The 9217-nt window shown below is 55.1% G+C and carries 8 protein-coding genes; 1 reads left to right on the top strand and 7 read right to left on the bottom strand.

Annotated elements, in window-relative coordinates; translation table 11 throughout:
* The 6 genes from B4F73_RS07670 to B4F73_RS07645 all read right to left on the bottom strand — a co-directional run.
* A partial coding sequence (locus B4F73_RS07670; RefSeq protein WP_290482919.1) for an MFS transporter occupies positions 1-374 on the bottom strand: 374 nt, incomplete at its 3' end.
* Entirely contained in the window at positions 371-862 is a 492-nt protein-coding gene (locus tag B4F73_RS07665) for a VOC family protein (RefSeq protein ID WP_290482918.1), read from the bottom strand. The genes B4F73_RS07670 and B4F73_RS07665, both read right to left, overlap by 4 nt.
* 60 nt (positions 863-922) lie before the next feature.
* Entirely contained in the window at positions 923-1873 is a 951-nt protein-coding gene (locus B4F73_RS07660) for a helix-turn-helix domain-containing protein (protein WP_290482917.1), read from the bottom strand.
* Positions 1874-1974: 101 nt separating this feature from the next.
* The gene (locus B4F73_RS07655) at positions 1975-3180 is read right to left on the bottom strand and encodes an aromatic ring-hydroxylating oxygenase subunit alpha (RefSeq protein ID WP_290479384.1); all 1206 of its coding nucleotides are present in this window, start codon (positions 3178-3180) and stop codon (positions 1975-1977) included.
* Between the two features lie 129 nt (positions 3181-3309).
* Positions 3310-5640, bottom strand: coding sequence for an acetamidase/formamidase family protein (locus tag B4F73_RS07650; RefSeq protein WP_290479383.1), 2331 nt, complete (start codon positions 5638-5640; stop codon positions 3310-3312).
* 199 nt (positions 5641-5839) lie between these two features.
* Positions 5840-6931, bottom strand: a complete 1092-nt coding sequence (locus tag B4F73_RS07645) for an acetamidase/formamidase family protein (RefSeq protein ID WP_290482916.1) — start codon at positions 6929-6931, stop codon at positions 5840-5842.
* 215 nt (positions 6932-7146) lie between these two features.
* On the opposite strand from B4F73_RS07645, the gene B4F73_RS07640 reads away from it, so the two are divergent.
* Positions 7147-7968 carry a DODA-type extradiol aromatic ring-opening family dioxygenase gene (locus B4F73_RS07640; RefSeq protein WP_206990951.1) on the top strand — a complete coding sequence of 274 codons (822 nt, stop codon included), beginning with the start codon at positions 7147-7149 and terminating at the stop codon, positions 7966-7968.
* On the opposite strand, the gene B4F73_RS07635 is transcribed toward B4F73_RS07640, so the two are convergent.
* Entirely contained in the window at positions 7965-9032 is a 1068-nt protein-coding gene (locus B4F73_RS07635) for a bile acid:sodium symporter family protein (RefSeq protein ID WP_290484449.1), read from the bottom strand. The two genes, B4F73_RS07640 and B4F73_RS07635, sit on opposite strands and share 4 nt — an antisense overlap.
* Positions 9033-9217 lie beyond the last annotated feature (185 nt).

Here is a 9217-nt window from a genome sequence, read left to right as displayed (position 1 = left end):
CCAGCCGCTCCTACGATGGCGAACAACAAGTAGAATTGGACCACTGAACCATCGGCCAGAGCCAAACCCGCAATCGCCGGAGCGAAAAGCGCGTTTCCAACAAGAATAACTCGGCGAGATCCCCAACGATCCGACAGCCGACCAGCCAAGGGGTAGATAATAGCGGACATCACCGCAGTTAGAAGCAGCACGCCCGACACCACTGCCCGTGGCCATCCGAATTCTGTTGAAATAGGGATCAGGAACAGGCTGAAGACGGCACTGATGGCGGGAGTGGTGCTGACAATGTTGCCGACAGTTGCAGCTACAACCACTCCTGCCCGGCTAGCACCTTCCGGTTTCCCGGCCACATCCGCTCCCATCACTTCGGTCACTCGCTCGTATAGCCTTCCGGAATAACGGGATCGACGCCACCTTTCCTCCACAGGATGATTTCGTTCCCCCAAGGATCACGGAATGCGTCATTGAAACCATTAAACTCTTTCCAGTAATGGTTCCGCCACAGAACTTCCGCTCCATGCTCAACTGCGGCGGTCATGATCCTGTCGACAGAGTCGTCTTCGCTCACTAACACCCACAGGCGGGATGACCTCGCAAACGGAGACAAGGTGCGCGAATCCACGCCAGCGGGGTCAGGATTCGGGCGCAAGTTTGCGACATCCCCAATTCCGATATGCAGGTTCCCGATCTCGCTGTCAGATCCGTCGGGGTTTTTGAAGTTCCCGCCTGGCACCATGCGGCAGAACTGGCCATCCATTCGAACATCGTCTTCCCAGCCCATGACAGCTGCATAGAATTTTCCGGCCTTGACCGGATCGTCAGACATGAGGTCGACGAAAATCAGAGTGTTCGGATAAGTCATATATAATCCCTATACTTACTTTCACGCGCCCTTTCGGGACGCCATCTGCTGAAGCCAAACTTAAAGGCGGTCTTTCGACAGCTCTTGATACTGCCCCCACAATTTGTTGACCTTCATTTCATCCTCGATCTGGTTCGCCAGACCGGAACGGCGATGTTCTCGTGGCGACAGCCCGAAATGGTCGCGGAAGCTCCGGCTGAAATGTGCCGAACTGCTGAACCCCCAGCGGTATGCAACTTCCGAAATGGATTCCTGCGCATGCAGCGGGCTGATCAGGTCGGCATGACAGCGCTCCAGTCGCCTCTTCTTGAGGTAGCCGCTAAAGCTCCGATTATCAGCGGCAAACAGACGCTGCAGATACCGTGGTGAAACGCCGACTTCGTCTGCCGCCTTTGCGATTGTCAGATCGGGGTCCCATATTAACGTTTCCAACGTCTGTTGGATTCTGTGCAAATGGGCAGCGCGTGCACCTTCCGCACCACCCAAGGAACGTTTTCCGGCAACACCGAGTAGTTTGCTGGACAACATCTCGATCAGGGAAAGCTCGACTGGTCGAAGATCTTGCGTGGAGATATCTCCAATCTCATCGGCCAGTATGTGAAGCATGCTGATCAGCATACGTCCAACTCCGAAGTTGCCGTCGAGCGTACCAGCTTGATAATGGGTCGGTGCAATCAATCGTCCGCCCAGCGCCACGGCTGGAATTCGGACGAATAGTATCGCGTTGTTTTCACTCACTTCCAGGCGGGAATCATGACGTGTCGCGCCAAAGACGATCATCTTGTTGTCAACATTCACCGAGAACTTGTCTGCGCTGAACCTTGCATCCCCCTTCAAAAGGACGAGTAGCCAGAGGCCCTCGCCCTGCTCAAGTTCCCGACCATCAATCACCTGACGACCAGACTCAATCCAGGCGAACTGCAGACCCATGGTGGACGTCTGAATAATCATCTGTCCATCAACAGGCTGGCCACCCGGATCAGACACAAATGGCAACCGCAATCTACGCATTGCATTCGCCCAAGCTGCATTTCTGTCAGCTGGCGGAACCGACCGCGTATTAAATCTCCAGGTGGTTGGATGCTCGGGCGGCCTCACGTGATCGGCCTACTCTACTCTGCCGCAATGCTGGCATCATCCGTCGGCTCAGCGCGGCGGTTCCATTCCGAAACATACCGGTCAACGAGCCATTCATTGAATTGCGCTTGCGCTCCTTCCTGCCAGGAGTAGCGCCCCCGTTTGGCAAAGCGCGACCGCAGTCCGAGCTGGACCATTTCGTCAACATGCCAATCCTGAGCAATAATATGGGATGTCGAATTCATGATCATCTCCATCTTGTGCTCATAGGCTTCGTCTTCCATGGCCCCAGGCGCAACAAGCACGCCCGTGTCCATGTAATGCGTTTCCGGGCTGTCAGGACGAATGATCAGATAGATCACCATGTCGCTTGTCATCACGAGCGACAGGCTCGGTGGGATGTTCGCAAACGTCATCCGCTGGCGCGCCTCGTCAGAGAGGCCAGGGAATACGGGCAGCACAGCCTTCTGAGTCGGATTGAAGCTCGCATCCGGATGGAGCGTACCATTGAACCTCAGATAACCTGCCGCTCCCTCCGGTGCGTCCGGAAAGCTTGCACGCTCGGAAGGTACAAAGTCATGCAGGGGTCCATGATGCAACCGGCTGGCGTGGTAACCGTCATTGTTATTCTCGAACATGACTTTCCAATTCCACATCAGGCGTGGTGCCGGATCCGGGCGCGGACCTTCAGCACTGGCAAGGTCATATCCCTTGATTGCCTCCTGCACGTGGACCAATCGAGGGGCCAACGGCGCTGCATCCTGATCAAAATTGATAAAGATGAAACCTTCCCAGACCTCAACTTTGAAGTTCGGGAGCCCATTCGCCTTGCGATCAAACTCGCACGTCTTGTTCATTGCAGGGGCGCCCACAAGGTCACCGTCAAGCGAATAGCTCCAATGGTGATAAGGACACACGAACCCGCGCGCATTCCCGCTCCCCTCGGCCACGAGCATGGCGCGGTGCTGGCATACCGATGACATGGCCTTCAACTCACCCTTGCGATTCCGCGCAACAACGATCGGCTCATTCACGGTCGAAGTCGTGAAATAGTCACCGGGCTCCGAAACCCACTCTTCCCGACCAACACACAGCCAATCGTGCGTGAAGAGCGCCTCCTTCTCGAATTCGTAGAAATTGGCGTCGGTGTAGCATTCAGGTGGCAATGTTTCGGCTTCCAGCACGTCCTGTTTGGATGTCGCCAGGGACTGGATGAATTGCTCGGTGATGGTGATCGGCATTGTCCGGTCCTTCCTGCTTCTGTCAGCCTCAATCTGTCATTCACAGCGTGCACATTCTTGTCTCTGCGCGCACAACATGTTTCCCGGCAGCCTTTTTAAGGGAAACATCGGGAGAACATCGCGCTCAAATCACGCAGTGAACAACTCTTTCCGGATGATCGCGTGAACGCCCCAGTTTCCGTTGACGACTTGTGTGATACCGAAATCGACACCAACAGAGAGCAGCGAGATCGCTTCGTCCTCGTCGAGGTCGCGAGCCGTCATCAGAAACCGCCGCGCCTTGCGGAAGGCGTCCCTCATCGCGAGGTCGATCGAGGACTTTTTATAGATATCGCTCTGCGCCGAAGAACCGAGTTCCTTCAGATAATTCGGATGGCTGAACCCGAAGATCACCCATGCCTCGGAAGTTTCCAACAATGGATAATCAAGATCGCGGATATGCCCCATCTTCTCGCTCGCGCGATGCAGGATCGGCTGTATCAAGGCAGTCATCGAACACTCAATTGCCGTACCGCAAAGTTCTGAGTCACCTTGCGATGCATGCGGGTCGCCAAGCGAAAGAAGCGCACCAGGCACACCAACGGGCAGGAACAGGCTGGATCCCGGAGCAATTCGCCAATTGTCGAGATTTCCGCCAAAATTTCCTGGCGGGATCGAATCCACGAGCTTCGTCTGCGGCGGTGCCAACCCGATTACCCCGAAATGAGGACGTACCGGTATTTCGATGTTCCGTAATACATCATAGTTCTTTTCGATCGTGCTGGTGTCCACCGGCAGGCCTGGGTAGTCATACAATTCGTGCACTACCCCGAAGGGATCAGTCTGAGGGGTCCAGCGATAATTATAGACCGCGCGAGCGCACGAACGGCCCATCTCACTTTCGACTTCATAAATTGTGATCACTTCTCGCTGTTTTGGCTCGGTCAGCAGGTCATTGTACTGAAATCCCCAATACGCCGCCGCGTTGCTCCCGAAAGACTGCCCGGAATATTTCGGATTGGCACTCGTTCTCGGCTTCAGCTCCAGGATACGGATTTCAACAATGTCGTTGGGTTCTGCGCCGGCAATCTCGATTGGACCGGTACAGATATGGACGCCAAACCCCTCACCAGCACCGCGGCCTGTCGACGAAGAGGAGTCGAGTGCGCCAGCGCCCCGACGATTGACGGTTTTGCCCTCCGCAGTCCAGCGATAGATGTCCTCAACCGCCTGATCACCCTTCACCATGCGATCATGATCATCATTGGCGTGATGCGTGAGTGTCTCGACCGTCACATAGTCACCGGATTCCACCGTGAGGACCGGCTTGAGCGAGCTGCTGAAATGGCCCCAATGGATCGTATCCGGTGTAACGGGCAGATAATGGTGTCGCGCGCCGCGCTTTACGGGCACAGGCGCAACAGTCCCTATCTCACCAGCATCATCGGCATCGCGAAAGTCATCTGTTTGTTCCGGCTCTTCGGGCTCAATCACCTGATCCTTCGCCGTAGGGGGCCGCCCGCGCTGCAGCACTTCGGATTCTGATTCGTCGCCCGGCGGCATCCGGCGATACTCCCGCGGACTCATACCGTACTGTTCGCGGAATGCCCGACTGAATGAGGCACTGTCATTGAAGCCCCATTGGAACAGGATATCTGAAATCGATCTCTGCGCGTGCAAAGGGCTTCTGAGGTCGAGTCGGCATCTCTCCAATCGCCGCAATTTTACGAAATGCCCGAAACTGTCTCCAACGGATTCAAACAGCTTTTGTAGATAACGTGGGGAGATATTGTGCTCTTTGGCAATCTGATGAAGGTTCAACTCAGGATCGCTCAATCTCATCTCGATGGTTTGGAATATACGCTCCAGCAAAGCTGCCCGAACACCAGCAGCCCCGCCAAGTTCCTTGGTCGAGGCCTCGCTCATCAAGGCCGTAGAAATGAACTCTGGCAGCGCAACCTCAGTCGGACGCATCTGGTCGTCATCAACATCCGTGATCGTATCCGCAACAGAGCGCAACAGGCCTGACAGCATGCGGCCAACTCCAGCTTCGGATACCAAATTCGAAATATCTGCTTGAGGCTTGGACCTTATCCTCAGCGCCGGATGAGAGACCGGGATCTGTACCATCAAAAACCGGTTGTCACGCTTGAAATCGAGCGACACGTCCAAATCACCGACCCCATACACAACATCGCCCTCGGAGACTTCAATCGTTGTGGTGTCAGTCTTGGCGACGAGATCGCCCTCCAGCAGCATTATGAGCCAGAACTGGGATGGGCCTTGCGATAGATCGAGCCTTATCCGGTGCTGGGTGGAGGTGATCCTGACAAATGTAAAATCCTGGGCACTACGAAAGCTTACCAGTTCACCGTAGAGCTCACCCTCATGCGCAAGCAACTCCATCGAAAATCGCTGTAGCGCGAAGTGCCAGGCATCCTTTCTCTGCTCTTTTGGATATGCGTTGGTTGTAAACTGCACAGATTGGCTCCGATCGGATTATGGCACCCAGCCATCAACATCTTTGATCCTCAGTTTGCCGTACCGTCGGTCAACGCATCCCGCCCATGCCGATCCGGTTGACGACTGCGACTGCCTAAAAGTCGAGCAGTCCTGATCAAGCCTCGCCTGAATACTGCGTTCAACTGGATAAAATCGTCATAAATCAATGACGTCCAATCTAGTCGATATCTTTGACAACACCTTTTTCAGGGAAGATGCCACGGTCAATCTTGACGTGAATTCCTTGCGTGCCGTCCACGACTTGGGTGACCCCAAAATCGGTCGCGACACTCATCAGAGAATAGGCATCATTTCGACTAAGCTCCTGATGCTCAGTGAGCAGATGAAGCATGTCCAATGAGGCATTCTTCATTGCCTGGTTCAGGTCTTCGTCAAACCCATGGACAATCCAGTGATCCGGGGTTTCAAGAAGCGGCGAAGGAAACTTGAAGTCCTTTCGGAGTACGATCTGGAACAGCACGTCGAGGGAGGCTTCAATTGCCGTGCCGCTGATCTCACCATCACCCTGGCTGACATGGGGGTCACCGATCGAAAACAGCCCGCCCTTCACCTGCACAGGATAATACATCGTGGCGCCGGCTCCGATGCGCCAGTTGTCGATGTTTCCCCCATGCAGGCCCGGTGGAATTGTGCTGATACGCTCGTCAATGGCGGGCGCGACTCCCGCAGTTCCCAAATGCGGCCTTGCCGGCACGCGGACGCCAACCAAAGCAGGTTCGCGGTCACACTCAGGACAATGCGTAATGGTCCCGGGGATCAGATATTTTCCTTCGAAATCATAGGCATAGAGCGCGTGAGCCGTGTTCGCATTCGGATCAAGCTCATAGATCGTCACGCGCTCCTTCTCATCGAACTCCTGATAGAGGTGGCCCCAGTTCGCAGCGAGGTTGGATCCGTAATTGCAGCGGGGAACCATACGGAAGTAGCGCACTTCCAGCATGTCACCTGGTTCGGCACCTTCTACATAGATCGGACCGGTCATGATATGGACACCCGGCGCACGATCTTCGGGTTGAACACCCTCCCAGATTGCCTTGACAGTTTCATCCATCATCAGTTCCGGAGCATCCCCGGCATGGTGCGTGATCGCTTCAGCCTGAATGAGATCGCCACTTTTAACGCGGAGCGCTGGCTTGATGTTGGGGTGGAAGTATCCCCAGTGCACGGTTTCCGGTGTCGCTTTCAAATGGTGCAGATTTTCCGGCTGAACCTTGATCTTGCTTGTTCGTGTCTCTTCCACCAACGCCATAACTTACTCCTTGAACCAAATCGCCTACCGGTTGGATCAGAGTTCAAGCCCGCTATTTGGTCTTGTTCATATGCGCCCAACTAGTTGCGGCACTGGTTTCGGGTTCACACATAATCGGCCCCGGCGCGGACAAGTTTGCGGACGCGAGAAAGCAAGACACCCGGCAGCCACATGCACTAAAGACACCATGTATCGATCAGCATCGGGAATAGAAAATGACTGCTTCCTCCACGAAAATGCCCACCCTGTTCATTCCACATGGAGGTGGCCCATGCTTTTTCATGGACTGGACGCTGATGGGCGGTCCGGTCGATACGTGGGACAAGACAGCCGAATGGCTGAAAAGCATACCATCCAGCCTGCCCGAGAAACCAAAAGCCCTTTTGGTTGTATCAGCCCATTGGGAGGAACAGGAGTTCACCGTCTCCACGGCCGCCTCGCCAGACATGATTTACGACTATTCCGGGTTTCCGGCTCACACTTATGAGCTCAACTATCCTGCTCCGGGCGCACCGGATCTCGCAAATCGCGTTCAGGAATTGATGGTGGAGCAAGGCCTTGATGCGCCCTTGAAAAGTTCCCGGGGCTATGATCATGGCGTGTTCGTGCCGCTATTGGTTGCATTCCCTGATGCCGACATTCCGATATTGACCCTGTCACTCACCCGCGACCTCTCTCCGGAAAAACATCTGAAGGTCGGCAAGGCAATCAGCCAATTGAGAGAAGAAGGCGTCCTCATCATCGGCAGCGGCATGAGCTATCATAATATGCGCGCCTTCCGGACACCCATGGCCACCGCACCGTCTGCTGAATTCGACGCATGGCTGACAGATGTACTCGAAACAGGTGATCTTGAAGAACGCTGGGTCAAGCTCAGCCGATGGCTGGACGCACCTCAGGGCCGGAACTCGCATCCTCGGGAAGAGCACTTGCTTCCACTCATGGTCGCAGCTGGCGCGGGCCATGACGAGACGGGCCGGAAAGTCTTTTCAGACAATGTCATGAACTCGACCGTATCGGCTTTTCAGTTCGGCTAGGCGCTCGCCTCGCCGAGCACCTCTGTCTCATCGGGTATTTCAGTCCGCTCGCCATAGCTCCGCGCGATCATGGCGCATACGATCAACTGCATCTGATGGAATATCATCAAGGGCAGTATGATGACGCCAACTTGGGCTGGGGCAAACAATGCCGCAGCCATCGGCACACCGCTTGCGAGACTCTTCTTCGATCCGCACATGACCAAGGTGATCTCGTCCGACTTGTTCAGCCTGGCCACTTGCGCCGCCTTGCGCGTCAGGAACAATACCACTGAGAGCACCAGTGCGCTCAGGAAGAGGATCGTAACAATATCAAATCCCGATACGCGCAACCAAATTCCATCTACGACGGCCGCGCTGAATGCAGTGTAGACAACAAGCAGGATCGCGCCACGATCGAGCTTTGAAAGAACGCCCTTGTTCCGGTCAATCCATGCGCCGATGAGGGGCCTGCTGAGATGGCCGACAAGGAAGGGGGCCAGCAGGGTCAATATGATGGACTGCATCACCCCCAACAGATCTCCCCCACCCGACTGAAGCTCAGACCGCATCAGGAGGCCCGCCAGAAGCGGCGTGATGAACACGCCAAGCATGTTCGACAGTGATGCCGTGCAAACTGCTGCTGCTACATTTCCTCTGGCCATGGAGGTGAATGCGATCGAGGACTGGACCGTGGAGGGCAATATGGTGAGGAACAGGAAACCCATCTTGACTGTAGGGCTCACCAGAGAATTAGGCAGTGTGCTCACTAGCAGACCGAGCGCCGGAAACAGAAGAAAGGTGCTCATCAGAACGAGCGTGTGGAGTCTCCAGGCACCAATACCCCCGAGGATGGCTGCGCGAGACAGCTTTGCACCGTGCATGAAGAACAACAGGAATATGGCTACTTTGGTCAACCACTCGAAGCCGACCGCTGCATCTCCACGACATGGCAAAATGCTCGCCGTAACTACCACGGACAGCAGCACAAGTGCGTACGGATCTGGCCTCAGCCACTTAGTCCAGGATGGTTTCGGCGAAGCTGACTTTTGACTGGCCAAATTGGGTACGCGATCTGACGGCATGGCAGACTCCATCGGAGGAAATTGAAATCGAGGCTTGATCGAAGCTGGTCAGCTTATTGAGATTACTCAGCCATCTGCCCGTACTTGATGTCAGCGTCGCCAACTGGGTCGCCTTCAGTAGAGGACAGATCCTCAAGATAAGGCGGCTTCATGAAAAGCACGACCATGAAGACGCCGGCTGACAG

It is taken from the genome of Hyphomonas sp. UBA3601, assembly GCF_002375605.1.
In the GTDB taxonomy this organism is placed as follows: Bacteria; Pseudomonadota; Alphaproteobacteria; order Caulobacterales; family Hyphomonadaceae; genus Hyphomonas.
This window is presented reverse-complemented; position numbering and strand designations above follow the sequence as displayed.